We start from the raw sequence: 19,335 nt of genomic DNA, 5'->3' as shown, positions 1-19,335 counted from the left end.
GCACGATCCGTCTACGATTCGACCCATGGCCGATACCGGGGGCGTACGCGAAGTGAAGTCCGCGGCCCGCACCGTCGAGCTGCTGGAACTGCTCGCCGCGCGCGGTGACCGCCCGGCCCGGCTGCGCGAGCTCGCCGACGAGCTCGGGGTGCCGCGCAGCAGCATGTACGCGCTCCTCCAGACCCTGATCGACCGCGGCTGGGTGCGCACCGACGCCACCGGCTCGCTCTACGGCATCGGCATCCGCGCCCTGCTCACCGGCACCAACTACCTCGACAGCGACCCGCGCGTCCGCGGCGCCCGGCCCTACCTGGACGAGGCGTCCGACACGCTCGGCGAGACCATCCACTTCGCCCGGCTCGACGGCGGGGACGTCGTGTACCTCGCCACCCGTGAGTCGCATGAGTATCTGCGCTCCTTCAGCCGCGTCGGCCGCAGGCTCCCCGCCTACGCCGGGGCGCTCGGCAAGGCCCTCCTCGCCGAGCGGGACGACCGCGAGCTCCCGCTCCCCGACGGCCCCTGGGAGCGGCTGACGCCCAACACCCACCCCGACCGCGCGTCGCTCACCGCGGACCTGGCGCGGGTGCGGGAGCGGGGCTACGCGATCGACCGGGAGGAGGGCGTGGTGGGCATCGCGGGTTTCGGGTTCGCCCTGCGGTACGACTCGCCCGCCATCGACGCGATCAGCTGCTCGGTGCCGACGGCCCGGCTGACCGAGGAGCACGAGCGGCGGATCCTCACCGTCATGCGCGAGATCCGCGGCCGCATCGAAGCCGCGGCGCCCGGGGCCACGGCGGCGGTCCCTCAGTGGCGCTAGGCCGGGCCGGTCGCCACGCCGACGACCGCCCCGGACGCCGGGGCGCGGCTACTCGAACCAGCGCCGGGGGCGGGGCGCCGTGTTGCGCCAGATGTGCTTGGTCTCCTGGTACTCCGCCAGCCCCGCGCGGCCCAACTCCCGCCCGATGCCGGACTGTTTCATCCCGCCCCACTCGGCCTGCGGCACATACGGGTGGAAGTCGTTGATCCACACCGTCCCCGCGCGCAGCCGCGAGGCCATCCGGTGCGCCCTGGCCGCGTCCTGGGTCCACACCGCCGCGGCCAGGCCGTAGACGGTGTCATTGGCCAGCGCGAGCGCCTCGTCCTCGTCGCGGAACCGCTCCACCGTCAGCACCGGGCCGAACGACTCCTCCTGGACCACGGACATGTCCGGGGTGCAGTCGTCCAGCACGGTCGGCAGGTAGTAGTAGCCGTCCTCGAGCATCGGGTCGGCCGGGGGCGTCCCGCCGCAGCGCAGCACCGCGCCCTCGTCCAGCCCGGCCGCCACATACATGGCCACCTTCTCGCGGTGCGCGGCGGAGATCAGCGGGCCGGCGCGGGCGTTCTCGTCGAACGGGCCACCGAGCCGGATCTTGCGGGCGCGGTGGACGAACTCGTCGACAAAGGCGTCGTGCAGCTTCTGCTGGACGAGGAGGCGGGCGCCGGCCGAGCAGACCTGTCCGGCGTTCAGGAGCACGGCGGTCAGGGCGTGGTCGACGGCGGTGTCCAACTCGGCGTCGGCGAACACCACATTGGGGTTCTTGCCGCCCAGCTCCAGCGCGACCCTCTTGACCGTGGGCGCGGCGGCGGCCATGATCCACCGCCCGGTGAGCACGCCGCCGGTGAACGACACCATGTCGACCCGCTCGTCCGTGGCCAGGGGCGCGCCCGCCGTCGACCCGGCGCCCAGGACGAGATTCGCGGTGCCCGACGGCAAGCCGGCCTCCGTGAGCAGCCGCATCAGGCCGATCGCGGTGTGCGGGGTCAGCTCGCTGGGCTTGAGGACGAAGGTGTCGCCGGCCGCGAGCGCGGGGGCCACCTTCCAGCCGGCCTGGAGCAGCGGGTAGTTCCAGGGGGTGATCAGCGAACAGACGCCGACCGGCTCGTGCACCACCCTGCTGTCGATCTCGGGGCGGCCCGCCTCGACGACCCGGTCCGCCCCGTCGGCCGCGGCCAGATCGCCGAACCAGCGGAAGCAGGCGGAGACGTCGTCCAGGTCGCACTCGCTCTCGGCCAGCCGCTTTCCGGTGTCCAGCGACTCGGCCCGGGCCAGCTCGGCCTTGTCGCGCCGCAGCAGGTCGGCGACGCGCAGCAGCAGTCTGCCCCGGTCCGGGGCGGGGACCCGGGGCCAGGGGCCGCGGTCGAACGCGTCCCGGGCGGCCGCCACCGCGGCGGAGGCGTCCTTCGGCCCGGATTCGTCGACCGTGCCGACCGGCATGCCGTCCGCGGGGCAGCGGATCTCCCTCACCTGTCCGTCGAGAGCGGCGGTCCACTGGCCACCGATGAACAGCTCCGGCATGGGGTGCCTCCGGGCTGGGAGGGACGGTGCGCGGACCGTAGCGGCGCGCAGACCCGTACATTCCGAGCCTAAGCGGCGTCCCCCGCCCTCGCACGGCGTGCCGCCGCCGGGCCGGGCGGTGCCGTGCCCGTCCCCGCCGGGGAGCCGCGGCCGGGGGTGAGGTCCCCGGCCGGCCGCGCGGCGTGCACAATCCCTGCCATGGTCCGTGATCCGCAAGCCTCGCACGCCCTGGCCGACGAGCTGCTCGCCGCCCTCGATCCGCTGCCCTACCGGCGCCGCATGCGGGAGTTGGCCCTGCGGGCGAGAGCGACGAGCGCGCACGGACAGCTGGCCGGGCTGCTCGAGGCGCTGTCGGAGCGCGGCGGATACGAGCGGGGGCTGGCCGCCATGGCCGCGGCGGTCGGCGGGCGGACCGCCTATCTGGAGGGGCGGCTGACCGACCCCGACCCCGTGGTGCGCGGCCACGCCCTCAAGGCCGCGCGCCGCGGACAGCTCACGGACGCCGCGCTGGAGGCGGCCTTCGAGGACGCCCCCGCCGCCGTACGGGGCCGGCTCGCCCGTACGGTCGTCGCCGGGCGGCGCACCGCGCTCGCCGACCGCCTCGTCGACCCGCTGCGGGAGCGGTGGGGCGACGTCGAGGCGGCGCGGGTGCTGCCCGCCTGCGGACCCGAGACCGTCGCCCGGCTGCTCCCCGGCCTCTTCCACGCCGTCGGCAGCTGGCGCGCGCTGGCCTCCCGCCACCCCGCGGCGGTCCTCGACGAGGCCGAGCGGCAGCTGTCCGCGCTCCCCGAGGCGCTGCGCGGCGACTGGTGGCTCCGCCACGCCTCCTGTGTCGCCCTCGCGGCGCGCGCCGAGCCGCAGCGGGCCCTCGGGCTGCTGGAGCGGCTGTGCCACGGCATGCTGCCGCTCCCGGTGTGGCACCGGCTGGGCGCGCTGGCCGCCGCCGAACCCGGCCGCACGATACGGCTCCTGCTGACGCCCGAGCGCGCCGGTGCCCTGCGCGGCCGGGGCCTGGAGCGGGCCGTGCTGCGCCGCCTGGTCCGCGCGGACCCGCCCGAACTGGCCGACCTGGCGCGGGCGCTGGGCCACGACGCCCAGGCCCTGTCCCGGCTGCTGGCCGCCCTCCCGCCCTCCCGTCGCCCCGCCTTCTTCGACGCGGCCGTCGCCGAACGCGACCTGACCCACGCCGAACTGGAGCCTGTTCTGCTCGAGGTGCTGCCCCGGCCGCGCCGCGAGGCGGAGGCGCGCCGGATGGCCGAGCGGGCGCGCGAGCGCGGCGCGCACTGGATCACGGTGCTGGAGGCGGTCGCGTATCTGCCGGTCGGTGAGGCGCGCGAGGAACTGCTGCGGGCCACCCGCCGCTCCTCGGCCGACGACCGGGCGCTGGCCTACCCCCTCCTCATCCGCAACGCCGCCCGCTCCGGCGACCCGGAGGCGGTCACCTCCCTGCTGGCCCTGCTGGAGCGGCTGCGCAACGAGCAGGACCCGGTGCGGTCGGCCGCGCTGCGCGCGCTGTCCGGCACCCACCCCTCGCTCTTCCTCGACGCGGCCGCCGAACACCTCGACCGGGTCGCCACCGACGCCATCCAGGCCCGTGACTCCTCGCCCGCGACCCGGCAGGCCCTGCGCCGGCTGGCCGTCGCCCTCCTGCGGGAACACGCGGTCACCGGCCGGCGCGAGCTGATCGGCTGGGCGCTGCGCACCGTCACCCGGCTCGCCGGGAACGTCGGCCGCGGCGATCTGGGGCGGCTCGACGAAACGCTGCGGCGCGGCCAGGAGCAGGCGGTCTTCGAGGCGCTGCGGCCGTGGCTGGAGGCGGGCGCGGACCGGGTCGACCACGAGCTGACCTTCGCCCTCGCCCGCTCGCTCGGGCGCCGCGCGCACGCCATGCCCGAGCTCCAGGAACTGCTGCGGCAGGCCATCCAGTTCGGCAGCAACGACACCGTCCGCACGGCCGTGGGGCTGTGGCTGGAGGACCCCGCCCGGCGCGACGAGCGGGTCGCCGAGCTGCTGGCGCTCGAGCCCTCGACGGCCGTGCTGCCGTCCGTCCTCGACGTGCTGACGCACCGCCGCACGGATCTGCTCGACCTGGTGCTGGACGACACCCCTCCCTACGGCCGCTTTCTGACGCCCGGCAGTCACTGGACGCCCCCGGTCGGCCACGGCGTCGGCCGCTGGCTGCCCCGGCAGCGCGCCGCCGCCGCCCGGATCCTCGCCCGCGCCGCCGCCGACGGCTCGCTGCGCACCGACCAGCGCGTGGGGGCGATCGCCGCGGCCGCGCGCATCCCGGGCCACGGCGCCGAGGCCGCCCTGGCCTGGACCGGCTCCGACGACGTGGTCCTGGCCGAGGCCGCCCTCGCCGCCCTGGCCTGGACCGACCGCCCGGCGGAGCATCTGCCCCTGCTGCTCGCCCACGCGGGCGGCGACCGGGCCCGGGTGGCGGTCTACGCGGCGACGAGAGCGACCCTCTTCATGGCGCCCTCGCGGCTGGAGGGGCTGCTGCGCGGGGTGCTCGCACCGGGCGGGGGGACGGGCGCCGCCGGGGAGGGCGGGGCGGCCGTGCCCGCGAAGGTCACCAGCCGCAAGGAGGCCGCACGGCTGGCCGCCACCCGGCTTCCGGCCCCGGACGCGGCCGCGCTGCTCGCCGACGCGTACCACGCGCCGGGACAGCACCACGATGTGCGGGCGGCCTGTGTGGCCTTCGCGACCGGGCTGCTCGGCCACGAGTCCGCCTGGGAGCTGCTGTCGGCCGCCGCCCGCGGGCGGCGCGAGCCGCGGTGGGCCGTGCTGCGCACCCGCCCCCTGGACCTGCCGGAACTCCACCGGGAGCGCTACGCCCGCCTCATCCGGGACGTGTGCGACACCGACGACCCCGAGGTCGTCAGGGCGGGCCACGCGGCGCTCGCCATCTGGGCCCCCTGGGCGCCGGACGCGGCCGCGGTGCTGGTGGCCGCCGCCACCGACCTGGACGACCGGGCCGGCTGGCAGTCCGCCGCCGACGCGCTGATCGACCTGATGGCCGCCGTCCCCGACGGCATGCCCGAGGACAACCCCCTGGCCTGGGTCCTCGCGGCCCTCGCCGCCGCCGACACCGACCCGCGGACGCCCGACGCCGAACCGGACCGCGACCGCCCGGCCCGCCGCCGCATCGGGCGCATCACGGCCAGGCTGGCCCAGCACAGCCGGATGCGGCCGGGCACGATGCGGCCCGTCGCGACCGCGGCGGCCGAACTCCTCGCCGGCTACGAGCCCTTCGTCGCGGACGCCGCCCAAGTGCTCGTCAACGCCGTCGACCTGGACGCCGAGCCCGGAGTGCTCACCGCCGCACTCGCCCGGCTGGCCCGTCTGCACGCCACCCGGCCCGCGCTCGCCGCCCGTACCGCCGACGCCCTGCACCAGAGGCTGCGCACCGCCGCGCGGCCCGGCCGGGGCGAGGCCCTGCTGCGGGCCGCACAGGACCTCGGCGACGACGGGGCGCACGCCTCCGGGCTGTTCGCCGTCACCCTCACCGAGGTGGGCGGCGCGCGCACCACGTGGACGGAGCCCTGGCGGACCCGGCTCCGCGCGCTGCGCCGCCATCCGCACCCGGACGTCCGCGACGCCGCGCTTCTCCTGTCGACCGCGCAGGAGTAAGCGCCCCTGGCAGCGATGACTAGGGGGTGTCCGACGGACACGCGGCGGAGCCGCACATCGGTGCTGTTCCCCTACCCGCCCCTTCTCACAGTGTCTCTTTGCGGCTCCGCCGCGTGGCAGGGGCTTAGCCCCTGGACCCGGGGTCTGGGGCGGAGCCCCGGTTGAGGGAAGGGGCGGGGTGGGGCAGGGCCCGCCGCAGGCGTCAAGATCCTCCGGACACCCCCTGGCCATCGCGGCGCCAGACGTGAGTGTCGAACTGATAGCCGTACTCCGGGCGCCCCTTGACGGAGCTGGTGCGGAACGGCGCGCCGTGGTCGTCGATCCGTATCCTCCCCTCGCGGTCACCACTGGTCCACTCGAGCTCCAGGTACCAGTCGCAGTCGCAGCCGGACGTGCGGGCGTTGATCAGCAGCACCTCCGGGTCCGTGTCGGACACGCGATACGGAAAGCGGACGGCGGGGATCGGCTCGCCGGCGTCGTTGCCGTCCGTCGGGACGGCCAGCGGGCGGGCGGCGTCCAGGTTGACGGAGAAGACGCGCGGGGTCAGGGAGCCGCCGCAGCCGTTGTTCATCGCGAAGGACGACCAGGGCAGCGGGGTGCGCCGCCCCACCACCCGGACGTGCAGATCCTGGAGCACCACGGCCGACTCGGAGCGGCCTTTCACCGTCACCTCCACGTTCGTGGTGCCGCCGTGCACCGCGCCATGGGCGGACGCCCAGGCCGCGGCGTCCTGCTCGACGGGTGGCGGGGCGACCTGGGACGGCGGGCGGTTGATGAGATAGCGGTGGTCACACCTGCTCTCCCAGACGTGGGAGCGGGTGCTGAGCGTGAGCGGGGTGCCGCTGCCGGGCTTGTCGTCCCGGCCGCCCCCCGATCCGCCCGAGCCGCCGCCGTCCGCGCCGCCGCCGGATCCGTCCCGTCCCGGCGACGCGGAGGGGGACGCGCTGCCGCGCCGCCCGCCGCCCCGGGGCGAGGCCGATGCACGCTCGTGTGCCGTGTCGTCCTTCTTCAGGTCGCCCCGCGCGGTGGGCCCGGCCGGCGGTGCGGACCCGGACGGGGCCGCCGAGGGCTCGGGGGACGCGGCGGCGTCCTTCCGCTCGCCCCCGCTGGGCGGCCGCACCTCCACGGCCGTGATGGCGAGGACGGCCGCCGCGGCCGCCCCGAGCACCAGCGCCCACGGCCGGGTCCGCCAGACGCGGGGCCCGGCCCCGACCGCCCCCACCGGCCGCCCGACCGCCCCGCCCGCCGCCGGAACGGACCGCAGCCGCCCCCGGTCCGCCGCGCCCCGGGCCTTCCCCGCGGCCTTCGCCGCCCGCGGGCCCGCGGCGCTCGTCGGCGGCGCGCCGCCCTCGGCGCCGCTCCCGGCCGCCCGGCCCGGCTGATCCGCCGCGGCGGCGCCATCGGGCGACGGGCCCGCCGCGACGCCGGTCGTGTCGTCAGTCGCGTCATCGGTCGTGTCATCGGTCGCGGCATCGGCGCCGCCGTCGGGCGGGGCCGGCCGGACGACCCCGCCCCGGCCGGAGGCCGCCCGTCTCGCCGCGTCCGCCAGGATCCACCGGCGGTGCAGGGCGACCAGCTCTTCCGGGGTGGCCCCGCACAGCCGCGCTAAGCGCTCCGCCATGGCGTACTCCGCCGGCACCGCGTCGCCGTTGCAGTAGCGGTGCACCGTCGACGCGCTGACATGCAGCCGCGCCGCCAGCACGCCGTAGCTGCGGCCCGAACGGTCCTTCAGCTTGCGCAGACTCTCCGCGAACTCCGCGATCTCTTCCCCGCTGCTCACCTGAGCCACCCCCCATGAATCCATACACCGCCGCCCGCACTCACGTTCCACCGTTCCGCGACCGCGTTCCAGGCAGTTGTCATTCCCCCAAGTCAGAGTACGTGCAGGCATTCCCGCGTTCCGCATGCCGCGCCACCCCTGGCGGCGGCGGCACGGTGCCGCCCACGCTGGGGACCAGTCGCCGCGAGCGTTGCGGCGGATCACAGACCCGGGCCGCACACGCTCGGGCCGCACGACCCGGACCGCGTGGACGCGGACCGTAGAAACGGGGAAACACCGCATGCACAACCACAACCACAAGCGCTCCCGCCGCGCCGTCGTCCTCGGCGCGGCCGCCGCGGCCGCCGCCTTGGCCGTCGTCGGCGCCGGGCCGGCCCAGGCGGGCGTCCAGTCGGTTCCGGCCCACCTGGTGCCGAAAGAGCTGCCGCCGCACCCGGCGTCGGACTGGTACGCGAGCGACGTCACGAAGGGCCTGCCCGAGACCCCTCCGTTCTGCATCGAGAACACCCTGCCCTCGGCGGGAGCCACCCACCGGACGTTCTGGACCGAGTACGACACGGGCGCCGCCCAGATCGTGGTCAGGACCGGGACGGTGGACGCCGCCCGGAAGCTCGCCGCGGCCGCCGAGAAGAAGATCCGGAACTGCGCCGCCGACTGGGAGCGGCAGTTCCCGCAGGGCACCGCCTCCTGGCGGGACTACGGCGCGCTCCAGGCCGAGGACGGGGCGCACGTCTACGGCGTCCACACCTCGTATCCGGATTCGGAGCCGGGCATCCACCTCTTCGGGGTGGGCCGTGACGGGCGGACGGTCACCATCGTCCGGTGGGGCGAGATGGGCGGATACGACCAGGCACCGCTGGCCGACTTCAGGCGGACCACGACGACCGCGGTCGTCAAGCTCTACCAGGAGTAGCGCTCAGCGGCGGCCTGAGGACGGGGGAACGGGGGACGGGGGGAACGGGGGCCGGGGTCCGTGCCCGGATGTGCCGGCTACGCGCGCGCAAGGGGGGTGCGCGTCGCCGTCACACTGAGCAACGGGCGCCGAACGGGGGGCGGGGGGCGGGAGGGGGCGGGGCAGGGGGAAGCAGGGTGCCCGGGAGAGGGGGCGGGCCCGGCGTCGGCGCCGGGCACGGCGGGCACCGCAGGCGGCCCTGCCCCCTCAGGCCTCCCGCAGCAGCGCGGCCAGGCCGTGGTCCAGGTCCAGCCGCGCGCTCTCGCTGCCCTCCGGCACCAGGGCGTACGAGCGGCTGAGGAAGTGCCGGAGATCGTCGGTGTCGAACTGGACCATGGCCATGCCCTCCGGGGCGTGGAACTCCAGGACGGTGCGGTGCGGGCCGCACGGCCACACCAGCACATCGCCGCTGCCCGCCGGGGTCCGCAGCCCGGCCGTCAGCAGCTCGCGCCCGAAGGTCCACTCCACAGCCGCCCCGTCGAGGGACGCGGCGGGCGGGAAGGAGACGCGCACGGCGAACGGGTCCTCGCGCTCGTAGCGCAGGCATGCGGGAATCGCGCGCGCCTCGGGCGTCGACGCGATGAGGCGGGCCTGGACGGCTTGATCGATGACGGTGGTGGTCAACGCCTGCTCCCTTGCGATCGGTGCGGGTCCTTGCCTCTCTCTACGCCTTTAAGACGTATGGGCGATCACCCCAGTGCACCCGCTGCGGACGTGACGTGTGTCACGACCATGTTTTCGGGTGGAGATGCGACATTTAGGCTTGCGGAATCCACGCAAAGTCTCAGGTGCCGTGCTGAGCTGTTACAAAACCGCGGCCGCGGCGAGGCATCACTTCAGGGGTTGTTCCACCATGACCGAAGGTCCCACAGCGCCGGACGCGGATACCTACATCCGGCGCCACCAAGACCACCATCCGCACCTCGTCGGCTTCGCCCGCACCTTCGTCGGCACTCCCTGGGCCGCGGAGGACGCCGTCGCGGAGGCGTACTTTCTCGTCTGGCGGCGGCTGCGGGCCGGTCAGCCCGTCGGCGACGTCCCGGCCGCCCTGAAGGCCGCCGTGCGCGACCTCGCCCTGGCCGCGGCGAGCCGCGACCGCGGGCAGACCGTCTCCTACGTCGAGCTGCTCGCAGGCGTCATAGAGGATCTGCCGCAGCGGTGGGTCAAGGCGCTCTGGCAGGCGGAGGCGGAGCGGCAGGCGCCGGTGGCGTCGACCGGCCGCCGGGGCGAGGCGGGGGTGAGCCCCGCCGCCGCCCTGGAGCGGGCCCGGGACGGCATGCGCCAGCACTTCCTGCGCGCCCAGCCGGGCGCCCCGGCCGACCCGGCCTGCGGGTGGTGCTGGGAGCGCCTCCCCGAGCACGTACGGGGCGTCGACTCCCCGTCCCAGGCGGAGCAGGTCGCGGTCCATGTGGCCGGCTGCGCGGACTGCCGGGCGCGCCTGGAGCGGCTCATGGCGGCCGACGCCCGGCTGCCCGCGCTGGTGGGCCCGGCCCTGATGGTTCTCCTGGCCCGCGGGACCGCGGAGTACCTGGTGCCGCTCGCCCGCGAGGGCGGCGCGGTGGCCGCCCTGTCCTCGGGCGGGGCCCATGCCGCCCCGGCGACCGTCAAGCTGGCGACCGTGGCCCGCACCGCCGGCAACCGGGTGCGCGGGCGGGCGACCCGGGCCGGGCGGCCGGTCGCGGTCGCGGCCGCGGCCGGTGCGCTGGCCCTCGCGGGGGCGGCGGTCGCGGCCGGGCTGGTCCTGACGAACGGCGACTCCCCCGGACAGGATCAGGGCACGGCGGCCTCGACGCCCTCCTCCGCGCCGTCCTCGGACGGATCCTCGCCGGCGTGGGGCGCGGAGTCGGCGCGGTCCGGCGCGTCGGGGCACGAGGCGTCGGGCGACGCCTCCTCGGGGCGCTCCGCCGCGGGCGGCCCGTCGAGCGGCGCCGCCGACCGTTCGCCGTCCCCGTCCACGCCGTCCCCGTCGGCTTCGTCCGCTCGCGGCACGACCGGCGCATCCGGTGCCCCGCAGAGCGCGTCGGCGACCCCGTCGCCGACAGCGTCGTCCGGCGGTGGCGGGAAGGCCACGGCGGCGACCCCCACCCGGCCCCCGGCCACCCAGCCGACCCCGACGCGTACGCAGAGCGCCACGCCCAAGCCGACCCAGACCCCCGGCCAGACCGCGAGCGCGACGCCCGAGCCGACCGCGTCGCCGACCGAGTCGCCCACCGCGGAGCCGGGCAAGCCGGCCAAGTCGAACAAGACGGCCGACGCGAGCGAGCAGCCTTCCGCGCCCGGCCGCGGCGGGGCCAACGGCTGGGACAACAACTAGGCCCTGTCTCCCCGATCTCTATGGATCAGGCCGCGGCGTCAGGGGGCGCCCCCAGCTACCGCTGGGAGGTGCCCCCGCCAGCGGTAGCTGGGGGCGCGTGCGATCGCAAGGCGGAGGGCCGCCCTCTGGGGGCACCTCCCGGCCGAAGGCTGGGGGCGGGCCTACTCGGGCGGGCCCTACAACGTAGCGAGCGCGCGTGCCAGGCGTCGCGGGCCCGCAGAGATCGGGGAGACAGGGCCTAGATCCCGCCGGCACAGGGGCGCCCGCTCACGAGCGGGCGCCCTTCGCGTGAGATCCCGCGATTCTGCGTCCGGCCCCGCTCGCCCGTGGACGGCGTCCCGCGCATGGGCTAGCTTCCGGCCCCATGAGGGACAAGGGGATCAAGGGCATCAAGGGCATCAAGGGGACGATGAGACGCGCCGTGGCGGCCGGGCTGTGTGCTGCGGCGCTCGCGTCGGCGCTGGCCGCCGCGCCCGCGCAGGCCCAACCGGCGCGCGACAAGGGCCTGTCGGGGGCGGGGTGGGGGCTGAAGGACACCGGCACCGACGCCCGGTTCCGCGGGCTCGCCGCCGTCAGCCGTACGACGGCGTGGGTGGCCGGCTCGAAGGGGACCGTGCTGCGTACGCACGACGGCGGGCGCAGCTGGCGCGACGTGTCGCCCCCGGACGCGGAGGGGCTGGAGTTCCGTGACGTCGAGGCGTTCGACGCGCGCCGCGCCGTGGTGCTGGCGATCGGTGAGGGCGAGGCGTCCCGGGTCTTCCGTACGGACGACGCCGGCGCGACCTGGACGGAAAGCTTCCGCAACACCGACCCCCGCGCCTTCTACGACTGCCTGACCTTTTTCGACGCGCGCAACGGCATCGCGCTCGGCGATCCGGTCGACGGCAAGTACCGCGTGCTGGCCACCGGTGACGGCGGCCGCAGCTGGCGCGTGCTGCCCTCGGACGGGATGCCCGCCGCACAGCCGGGCGAGGCGGCGTTCGCGGCCGGCGGGCAGTGCCTGGTCAGCGCGGGGCGCCGGGACGCGTGGTTCGCCACCGGAGGCGCGGCCTCCGCGCGCGTGTTCCACTCCGCGGACCGCGGCCGCACCTGGACGGTGGCCGAGGCGCCGCTCCCGGCCGGCGACCCGGCGCGCGGCGTCTTCGCGCTCGCCTTCCGCGACACCCGCACCGGCCTGGCCGTCGGCGGCGACTACCGCGCCGGGCAGCCCTCCCCGAAGGCGGCCGCGGTCACCCGGGACGGCGGGGCCGTCTGGACGGAGGCCGCCGAGCCGCCGCCCGCGTACCGTTCGGGCGTCACCTGGCTGCCGCACAGCCGTCGCGCCGCCCTGGCGGTCGGCCCGACGGGCACGGATGTGACGAGCGACGGCGGCCGCACCTGGCGCACGGTGGACCAGGGCTCGTACGACACCGTGGACTGCGCCGCGGACCTCGGCTGCTGGGCGGCGGGCGAGCGGGGCCGGGTCGCGCGTCTGGAGCCGGCCGGGGGGTGAGTCAGGACGGCGGCTGCCGGCGGTGGGCGGCCAGCTCGGGAGCGGTCTTCGTGGCCAGGAACTCCGTGATCCGGTACTCGCACAGGCCCGCGACCGAGAACGGGTCGGTCGCCACGAGCCGCTCGACCCGGGTCCGGTCGTCGCCGACCGCCAGGATGATCCCGCCGTCCCGCGGCACCTTGCGGCCCGAGGCGATGATGTCGCCCGAGGCGTAGAGCCCGTCCAGCCAGGTCACGTGGTCGGGGAGCGCGGCTTCTATGCGCTCGATGGGCGCGGTGTAGGTCAGCTCCAATACGAACATGATCGCGAGGCTAGTAGCGTGGGGGACACCATGACCAGCACTTCCGACCCCGCTGCCGCCCCTGGGCCCGCCGCCGAGCCCACCTATGAGCTCCCGTCCGGCTGGCCGACGACCGAGGCCGAGGCGGCCGCCGTCCAGGAGCGGCTCCGGCCCTCCGTCCTGGTGGGCGGGGAACTGCCCGCGCCGGGGAGTGGCACGGGCGCCGTGGTGGGCGTGGACGTCGCGTACGACGACGAGCGGGGTGTGGTCGCGGCGGCCGCCGTCGCGCTGGACCCGCGCGGCCTCGCGGTCGTGGGGGAGGCCACGGCGGTCGGCCGGGTCACCTTCCCGTATGTGCCCGGCCTGCTGGCGTTCCGCGAGATCCCGGCCGTCCTCGACGCGCTGGCCGCCCTGGACCGGCTCGGCCACCGCCCCGACGTGGTGGTCTGCGACGGCTACGGCCTTGCCCACCCGCGCCGCTTCGGGCTGGCCAGCCACCTGGGGGTGCTCACCGGGCTGCCCACCATCGGCGTGGCCAAGAACCCCTTCACCTTCCACCACGACGCCCCCGGCCCGCGCCGCGGGCAGTGGTCACCGCTGCTGGACGGGGCGGAGGAGGTCGGCCGCGCGCTGCGCACGCAGGACGGCGTGAAGCCGGTCTTCGTCTCCGTCGGCCATCGGGTGAGCCTCGCGGACGCCTGTGCGTACGCGCTGCACCTGGCCCGCGACTACCGGCTGCCCGAGACCACGCGGCGGGCCGACGCGCTGTGCCGCCGGGCGCTGGCGGGCGCGTGACCGGCGCTCAGCCGGCCGTCCGCCGCGTCTCCACCTGGAAGCAGCCGTACTCGACGGCGCGTACGTGCACCGCGACCACCTCCGGATCGCGGTAGACCTCCCTCAGCCCGTCCTCGATCGTCGTCTCCCCGCCGTTCAGCAGCAGCCCGCCGAGGATGTCGCCCCGGGCGGAGTACGCCCGCAGCACCCTCCGCTCGCCCCGCATGGCGTCCGGGTAGCCGCCGCCCGGCCAGCCGCCGCAGTCCTCGACGTGGATGAAGACCGGGCCCACCTCGCTGTACGGGCCGGGCGTGGCGCCCGTCTCGAGCGCCCAGCGGCGCAGCGGGGCGTAGGAGACGAGCGCGATCGTCTCGCCCGGCCGGCTGCGGCCGAGGCAGCAGCGCAGCGGGTTGCCTCCCTCCTCGTCGACCACCGTGCGCGGCGGATCGCCCGCGTCGTCGGCGATCCGCAGCTGCTTCAGCACCTCGGGCGCGATGGCCCGGATCTCGTAGTTCTCCCTCATGGCGTCCATGCTGTCCGCCGGGGGTGGCGGGTGCTGGCGGGATTCGGACGGCGCGCTGGGGTCGGCGCCGATGCGTACGGGGGCTTGACACGGTGGTGGCGCTCCGTCAGATTCAGCCGCGAACATAGGACGTCCGACGTCCTGAATGACTGAAATATCCGTTCGATCGTCAGAAGGCTGGGTCTCGATGAGTCTGTCGACTCCGCTCACCGGTGTCGTCCCACCCCTGTGCACCCCGCTCACCCCCACCGGCGAGGTCGACACCCGCTCCCTCGCCGCGCTCGCCGAGCGGCTGATCGGCGCCGGGGTGAGCGGCCTGTTCGTCCTCGGATCCAGCGGCGAGGCGGCCTATCTGAGCGACCGTCGGCGGCGCGCCGTCCTGGAGACCGTGACCGAGGCCGCGGCCGGGCGGGTGCCGGTGCTCGCCGGGGTGATCGACATGACCACCGAGCGGGTGCTCGACCACGCCCGTACGGCGGCCGGGGCGGGCGTGGACGGCCTCGTCGCCACCGCTCCCTTCTACACCCGCACCCACCCGGTGGAGATCGCCGACCACTTCCGGCGCATCCGCGGCGGCGCCGGGCTGCCGCTCTTCGCTTACGACATCCCGGCCGCGGTCCACACCAAGCTCACCCCGGCCACCGTCCTCCCGCTCGCGGCCGAGGGCACGCTGGCCGGGCTCAAGGACAGCAGCGGGGACGACGGCGCGCTGCGCCGCCTCCTGGTCGAGGTGCGGCGACGCGGGCTGCACACCGCCTTCTCGGTGCTCACCGGCTCCGAGCTGGCCGTGGACGGCGCCCTGCTGGCGGGGGTGCACGGCGTCGTCCCGGGTCTCGGGAACGTCGACCCACAGGGCTATGTGCGGCTGTACGAGCACGCGCGGGCGGGCCGCTGGGAGCGGGCGGCGGCCGAACAGGACCGGCTGGCCGCCCTGTTCGCCATCACCGATGTCGGCGACCCGGCCGCGATGGGCGGCAGCTCCTCCGCCCTGGGCGCCTTCAAGGCGGCCCTGCACCTGCTGGGCGTCATCGACTGCCCGGCCACCGCCCCTCCCCAGGTGCCGCTGGGCGACGCGGCGGTGAAAAGCGTCCGCCAACTTCTCGAAAACGGAGGGCTCTTGCCGTGACCACACCCCAGCCCTGGTACCGGGAGGTCTCCCGGCGGCAGTGGAAGGCGATGTTCGCCGCCTGGATCGGCTATCTGCTCGACGGCTTCGACTTCGTCCTGATCACGCTGGTCCTGACGGAGATAGCCGACGAGTTCGACCTGAGCGGCGCGTCGGCCGCGAGCCTGGTCTCCGGGGCGTTCATCACCCGCTGGTTGGGCGGCGCGCTGCTCGGCGCGATGGGCGACCGCTACGGGCGCAAACCCGCCATGATCGCCAGCATTCTGCTCTACTCGCTGGGCACGTTCGCCTGCGGCTTCGCATGGAACTACTTCAGCCTGTTCACCGCCCGGCTGCTGATCGGCATGGGGATGGCGGGGGAGTACAGCGCGAGCGCGACCTACGTCCTGGAGAGCTGGCCGACCCGGCTGCGCAACCGCGCCTCCGGCTTTCTGATCTCCGGGTTCGCGGGCGGCTCGATCATCGCCGCCGAGCTCTACAAGTGGGTGGTGCCCCACTGGGGCTGGCGCTGGCTGTTCTGGATCGGGGTGCTGCCGGTGTTCGTGGCGCTGTGGGTGCGGCGCGCGCTCCCGGAGGCCGAGGACTGGAGCGCGGCGGCCGGTGGCGGGACGGCGGACGGCAAGGGCGCCGGGAGCGGCGCGGCCGGCGGTGGGGTCGCTGGTGGGGCGCGCCCGAACCCGTTCGGGCCGCTGTTCACCGGGCGCGGCCGGGCCTCGCTGAACACGGCGCTGGCCGTGCTCGCGAGCGTCGCGCTGTTCTGCGTCTTCACCCCGGTGGGGAAGGGGCTGGTGTGGCCGCTGGCGCTGCTGTCGGCGGGCTGTCTGTTCGCCTTCGCCGCGCAGCTCGGCGGGCGCCGCCGCTGGGTGCTGTACATGGCGCTGATGTGCACCGTGTTCTGCGCCTTCCTCTACAGCTGGCCCATCCAGGCGCTGCTGCCCACCTATCTGAAGGAGGAGCTCGGCTATTCGCCGAGCGAGGTCACGGACATGATGTTCTACGCCGGGTTCGGGACCATGGCCGGCTGCTGGCTCGCCGGATTCGTGGGGGACTGGCTGGGCACCCGGCGCGCCTACGCCTGGACGCTCCTGGCCTCGCTCGCCTTCGTCTTCCCGGTGTTCGCGGTGCAGGACAGCCTGGTCGGGCTCGGGGTGCTGCTCTTCTTCCTGCTCGCCCTCAGCCAGGGCATATCCGGGATCCTGCCCAAATACATCGCGAGCCACTTCCCGACCGAGACCCGGGCCGCGTCGCTCGGCTTCGTCTACAACACCGGGGCGCTCGGCGGCGCGGTGGCGCCGGTGCTGGGCGCCCACCTGGCGGAGGGCATGTCCCTCGGACGGGCGCTGGCGGTGCTCACCTTCGGGCTCACCCTGCTGGTGATCGTGCTGGTCGGCGGCAATGTCCCGCAGCGTCTCGCCCGGCTCACCGACCCGGAAGCACCCGATGACCACCTCGTGCCGGAGCGGCCGTTGCCGGCGGCTGCCGCTAGCGTGGAGAAGGCCGGGTGAGGACGGGCGACCACCGAGCCGGCCGACGCCCGCACCCTGCCCGTCAAATACCGGGCGGACCAGCCTTTTTGAGTTTCCGTCCGGTTATCCACAGGCCCGCCGTGGGGGCTTGTGGAATGCCGGGCGCGTTCTTAGCATCAGCGGTGTTACAGCGGTAGTGTCACACGGTTTGGGGACGGCATGGCGGCGACAGAGCACGGCCCGCTGGCAGGGGTGCGCGTGGTGGAGCTCGCGGGGATCGGGCCGGGCCCGTTCGCCGCGATGGTCCTGGCCGATCTCGGCGCCGACGTCGTCCGCGTCGACCGGCCCGGCGGCCCCGGCGGGCTGAAGATCGACCCGGCGTACGACCTGGCCAACCGCAACAAGCGCTCCGTCCTCCTCGACCTCAAGACCGAGCCGGGCCAGGCGGCCGTGCTCGACCTCGTGGAGCGCGCCGACATCCTCGTCGAAGGGCTCCGCCCGGGCGTCGCCGAGCGACTTGGCGTGGGCCCCGACGCATGCCTGGCCCGCAACCCCCGCCTGGTCTACGGCCGGATGACCGGCTGGGGCCAGCAGGGCCCGCTCGCCGACACCGCCGGCCACGACATCGCCTATATCGCCGTCACCGGCGCGCTCGGCATGATCGGCGCCCCGGACGGCCCGCCCGCCGTCCCCGCCAACCTCCTGGGGGACTACGCGGGCGGCGCGCTCTATCTGGTGATCGGCGTCCTCGCCGCCCTCCAGCACGCCCGCACCTCCGGCGACGGCCAGGTCGTCGACGCCGCGATCGTGGACGGCACCGCCCATCTGACCGCCGTGATCCACGGCATGATGGCGGCGGGCGGGTGGCAGGACCAGCGCGGCGCCAACCTCCTCGACGGCGGCTCCCCCTTCTACGGCACCTATGAGACCGCGGACGGCGGCTATATGGCCGTCGGCGCCCTCGAACCCAAGTTCTACGCCGAGTTCATCGAGCTCCTCGGGATCGCCGAGGAGGCGCCGGGCCGCCGCGAGTTCGACCGCTGGAGCGAGCTGCGCGCCCTCATCGCCGCCCGCTTCAAGCAGCGCACCCGCGAGGAGTGGACGGCCGTCTTCGCCTCGTCCGACGCCTGCGTCGCCCCCGTCCTCTCCCTCCGCGAGGCCCCCGGGCATCCGCATCTGGCCGCCCGCGCCACCTTCGTCGACCACGGTGGCATCACCCAGCCCGCCCCCGCCCCGCGGTTCTCCGCCACCCCGGGCTCGGTGCGCCGCCCGCCCGCCCGGCCGGGGGCGGACGGCGCCGAGGTGGCCCGCGACTGGGGCGTGCCGCCCTTCCCGCAGGAGGGCCCGCCGTGAGGCGCCGCGCCGCCGCCGCGCCCGTGCCGTGCCTCCCGCCCCGTCCGAACCTCCCGAAAGGCTGCTGACGTGAGCACCGAAGCGTATGTATACGAGGCCATCCGCACCCCGCGCGGGCGCGGCAAGGCCGACGGGGCCCTGCACGGCACCAAGCCGGTGGACCTCGTCGTCGGCCTCATCCACGAGCTGCGCCGGCGGCTGCCCGGCCTCGACCCGGCGGCGATCGACGACGTGGTGCTCGGAGTCGTCAGCCCTCTCGGGGACCAGGGCTCCGACATCGCGAAGGTCGCGGCCATCGCGGCCGGGCTCCCCGAGACGGTCGCGGGCGTCCAGGAGAACCGCTTCTGTGCCTCGGGCCTCGAAGCCGTCAATCTGGCGGCGGCCAAGGTCCGCTCGGGCTGGGAGGACCTGGTGCTGGCGGGCGGCGTCGAGTCGATGTCGCGGGTCAAGATGGGCTCCGACGGCGGGGCCTGGTTCGCCGATCCGATGACCAACTACGAGACCGGCTTCATCCCGCAGGGCGTCGGCGCGGACCTCATCGCCACCATCGAGGGCTTCTCCCGCCATGACGTCGACTCGTTCGCCTCGCTCTCCCAGGAGCGCGCCGTTCAGGCGTGGAAGGAGGGCCGCTTCGACCGCTCGATCGTCCCGGTCCTCGACCGCGCGGGCCTCCCGGTCCTCGACCGCGACGAGCACATCCGCCCGGGGACGACGCCCGAGTCCCTGGCCGGGCTGAAGCCGTCCTTCGCCACCATCGGCGCCGCGGGCGGGTTCGACGCCGTGGCGCTCCAGAAGTACCACTGGATCGAGGCCATCGACCACGTCCACCACGCCGGAAACTCCTCCGGGATCGTGGACGGCGCGGCGCTCGTCGCCATCGGCAGCGCCGAGGTCGGTGAGCGCTACGGCCTCACGCCCCGCGCCCGTATCGTCTCCGCCGCCGTCTCCGGCGCCGACCCGACCATCATGCTGACCGGCCCCGCGCCCGCCACCCGCAAGGCCCTCGCCAAGGCCGGGCTGACGATCGACGACATCGACCTGGTCGAGATCAACGAGGCCTTCGCGGCCGTCGTGCTGCGCTTCGCCCGGGAGATGGGCATCGACATGGACAGGATCAACGTCAACGGAGGGGCGATCGCCATGGGGCATCCGCTCGGCGCCACCGGGGCGATGATCCTGGGCACGCTCGTCGACGAACTGGAGCGGCGCGGGCAGCGCTACGGGCTGGTCACGCTGTGCGTCGGCGGCGGCATGGGCATCGCGACAGTGGTCGAACGCGTCTAGGACACGGCCTCGGCCGGGCCGCA

Annotated in this window: 15 protein-coding genes; 10 read left to right on the top strand and 5 right to left on the bottom strand. The window is 75.5% G+C overall.

Going from position 1 to position 19,335, the window contains the following annotated elements:
* Positions 1 to 25 precede the first annotated feature (25 nt).
* Positions 26 to 817, top strand: a complete 792-nt coding sequence (locus ABTY62_RS12230) for an IclR family transcriptional regulator (protein WP_352129330.1) — start codon at positions 26 to 28, stop codon at positions 815 to 817.
* A gap of 48 nt (positions 818 to 865) precedes the next feature.
* Here ABTY62_RS12230 and ABTY62_RS12225 read toward each other — a convergent pair whose 3' ends face one another.
* On the bottom strand, positions 866 to 2,335 hold the full coding sequence (locus tag ABTY62_RS12225) for an aldehyde dehydrogenase family protein (RefSeq protein ID WP_352129329.1): 1,470 nt from the start codon (positions 2,333 to 2,335) through the stop codon (positions 866 to 868).
* Between the two features lie 198 nt (positions 2,336 to 2,533).
* Here ABTY62_RS12225 and ABTY62_RS12220 point away from each other — a divergent pair, with 198 nt between their 5' ends.
* The gene (locus ABTY62_RS12220) at positions 2,534 to 5,968 is read left to right on the top strand and encodes a hypothetical protein (RefSeq protein ID WP_352129328.1); all 3,435 of its coding nucleotides are present in this window, start codon (positions 2,534 to 2,536) and stop codon (positions 5,966 to 5,968) included.
* A 202-nt stretch (positions 5,969 to 6,170) separates the two neighbouring features.
* On the opposite strand, the gene ABTY62_RS12215 is transcribed toward ABTY62_RS12220, so the two are convergent.
* On the bottom strand, positions 6,171 to 7,748 hold the full coding sequence (locus ABTY62_RS12215; protein ID WP_352129327.1) for a helix-turn-helix domain-containing protein: 1,578 nt from the start codon (positions 7,746 to 7,748) through the stop codon (positions 6,171 to 6,173).
* A 280-nt stretch (positions 7,749 to 8,028) separates the two neighbouring features.
* Between ABTY62_RS12215 and ABTY62_RS12210 the strand changes: the two genes are divergently transcribed.
* A complete protein-coding gene (locus ABTY62_RS12210) occupies positions 8,029 to 8,661 on the top strand; it encodes a hypothetical protein (RefSeq protein WP_352129326.1) in 633 nt (210 codons plus the stop codon).
* 246 nt (positions 8,662 to 8,907) lie between these two features.
* On the opposite strand, the gene ssgD is transcribed toward ABTY62_RS12210, so the two are convergent.
* Entirely contained in the window at positions 8,908 to 9,324 is a 417-nt protein-coding gene (gene ssgD, locus ABTY62_RS12205; RefSeq protein WP_352129325.1) for a spore wall synthesis regulator SsgD, read from the bottom strand.
* A gap of 229 nt (positions 9,325 to 9,553) precedes the next feature.
* Here ssgD and ABTY62_RS12200 point away from each other — a divergent pair, with 229 nt between their 5' ends.
* The gene (locus ABTY62_RS12200; RefSeq protein WP_352129324.1) at positions 9,554 to 11,014 is read left to right on the top strand and encodes a zf-HC2 domain-containing protein; all 1,461 of its coding nucleotides are present in this window, start codon (positions 9,554 to 9,556) and stop codon (positions 11,012 to 11,014) included.
* Between the two features lie 409 nt (positions 11,015 to 11,423).
* Positions 11,424 to 12,506: a WD40/YVTN/BNR-like repeat-containing protein gene (locus tag ABTY62_RS12195; RefSeq protein ID WP_352129367.1), complete on the top strand. Its 1,083-nt coding sequence runs from the start codon at positions 11,424 to 11,426 to the stop codon at positions 12,504 to 12,506.
* Between the two features lies 1 nt (position 12,507).
* Here the strand turns inward: ABTY62_RS12195 and ABTY62_RS12190 are convergent, their stop codons facing one another.
* Positions 12,508 to 12,807 (bottom strand): YciI family protein, encoded by a 300-nt coding sequence (locus ABTY62_RS12190; protein WP_352129323.1) that lies wholly within the window; start codon positions 12,805 to 12,807, stop codon positions 12,508 to 12,510.
* A 30-nt stretch (positions 12,808 to 12,837) separates the two neighbouring features.
* On the opposite strand from ABTY62_RS12190, the gene ABTY62_RS12185 reads away from it, so the two are divergent.
* A complete protein-coding gene (locus ABTY62_RS12185) occupies positions 12,838 to 13,581 on the top strand; it encodes an endonuclease V (RefSeq protein ID WP_352129322.1) in 744 nt (247 codons plus the stop codon).
* A gap of 7 nt (positions 13,582 to 13,588) precedes the next feature.
* Here the strand turns inward: ABTY62_RS12185 and ABTY62_RS12180 are convergent, their stop codons facing one another.
* Complete coding sequence (locus ABTY62_RS12180) at positions 13,589 to 14,083, bottom strand: DUF1203 domain-containing protein (protein ID WP_352129321.1); 495 nt, start codon at positions 14,081 to 14,083, stop codon at positions 13,589 to 13,591.
* Positions 14,084 to 14,270: 187 nt separating this feature from the next.
* Here ABTY62_RS12180 and ABTY62_RS12175 point away from each other — a divergent pair, with 187 nt between their 5' ends.
* The 4 genes from ABTY62_RS12175 (at position 14,271) to ABTY62_RS12160 (ending at position 19,312) form a co-directional block, all read left to right on the top strand.
* Positions 14,271 to 15,209, top strand: coding sequence for a dihydrodipicolinate synthase family protein (locus ABTY62_RS12175; protein WP_311725613.1), 939 nt, complete (start codon positions 14,271 to 14,273; stop codon positions 15,207 to 15,209).
* A gap of 50 nt (positions 15,210 to 15,259) precedes the next feature.
* Positions 15,260 to 16,714: a sialate:H+ symport family MFS transporter gene (locus tag ABTY62_RS12170; protein ID WP_352129366.1), complete on the top strand. Its 1,455-nt coding sequence runs from the start codon at positions 15,260 to 15,262 to the stop codon at positions 16,712 to 16,714.
* Positions 16,715 to 16,894: 180 nt separating this feature from the next.
* Positions 16,895 to 18,028 carry a CaiB/BaiF CoA transferase family protein gene (locus ABTY62_RS12165; protein WP_352129320.1) on the top strand — a complete coding sequence of 378 codons (1,134 nt, stop codon included), beginning with the start codon at positions 16,895 to 16,897 and terminating at the stop codon, positions 18,026 to 18,028.
* A 69-nt stretch (positions 18,029 to 18,097) separates the two neighbouring features.
* Positions 18,098 to 19,312 (top strand): acetyl-CoA C-acetyltransferase, encoded by a 1,215-nt coding sequence (locus ABTY62_RS12160; protein ID WP_352129319.1) that lies wholly within the window; start codon positions 18,098 to 18,100, stop codon positions 19,310 to 19,312.
* Positions 19,313 to 19,335 lie beyond the last annotated feature (23 nt).

It is taken from the genome of Streptomyces sp. NPDC097640, assembly GCF_040302705.1.
Classification (GTDB): Bacteria; Actinomycetota; Actinomycetes; order Streptomycetales; family Streptomycetaceae; genus Streptomyces.
Note: the sequence above shows the minus strand (reverse complement) of the source record. Positions and strands in the feature narration are given on the sequence as shown.

What these genes read in the sequence shown, in the direction of transcription:
- ABTY62_RS12230 (WP_352129330.1), top strand. Translation starts at nt 26, where the DNA reads ATGGCCGATACCGGGGGCGTACGCGAAGTGAAGTCCGCGGCCCGCACC.
- ABTY62_RS12225 (WP_352129329.1), bottom strand. Translation starts at nt 2,335, where the DNA reads ATGCCGGAGCTGTTCATCGGTGGCCAGTGGACCGCCGCTCTCGACGGA.
- ABTY62_RS12220 (WP_352129328.1), top strand. Translation starts at nt 2,534, where the DNA reads ATGGTCCGTGATCCGCAAGCCTCGCACGCCCTGGCCGACGAGCTGCTC.
- ABTY62_RS12210 (WP_352129326.1), top strand. Translation starts at nt 8,029, where the DNA reads ATGCACAACCACAACCACAAGCGCTCCCGCCGCGCCGTCGTCCTCGGC.
- ABTY62_RS12200 (WP_352129324.1), top strand. Translation starts at nt 9,554, where the DNA reads ATGACCGAAGGTCCCACAGCGCCGGACGCGGATACCTACATCCGGCGC.
- ABTY62_RS12195 (WP_352129367.1), top strand. Translation starts at nt 11,424, where the DNA reads ATGAGACGCGCCGTGGCGGCCGGGCTGTGTGCTGCGGCGCTCGCGTCG.
- ABTY62_RS12190 (WP_352129323.1), bottom strand. Translation starts at nt 12,807, where the DNA reads ATGTTCGTATTGGAGCTGACCTACACCGCGCCCATCGAGCGCATAGAA.
- ABTY62_RS12185 (WP_352129322.1), top strand. Translation starts at nt 12,838, where the DNA reads ATGACCAGCACTTCCGACCCCGCTGCCGCCCCTGGGCCCGCCGCCGAG.
- ABTY62_RS12180 (WP_352129321.1), bottom strand. Translation starts at nt 14,083, where the DNA reads ATGAGGGAGAACTACGAGATCCGGGCCATCGCGCCCGAGGTGCTGAAG.
- ABTY62_RS12175 (WP_311725613.1), top strand. Translation starts at nt 14,271, where the DNA reads ATGAGTCTGTCGACTCCGCTCACCGGTGTCGTCCCACCCCTGTGCACC.
- ABTY62_RS12170 (WP_352129366.1), top strand. Translation starts at nt 15,260, where the DNA reads ATGTTCGCCGCCTGGATCGGCTATCTGCTCGACGGCTTCGACTTCGTC.
- ABTY62_RS12165 (WP_352129320.1), top strand. Translation starts at nt 16,895, where the DNA reads ATGGCGGCGACAGAGCACGGCCCGCTGGCAGGGGTGCGCGTGGTGGAG.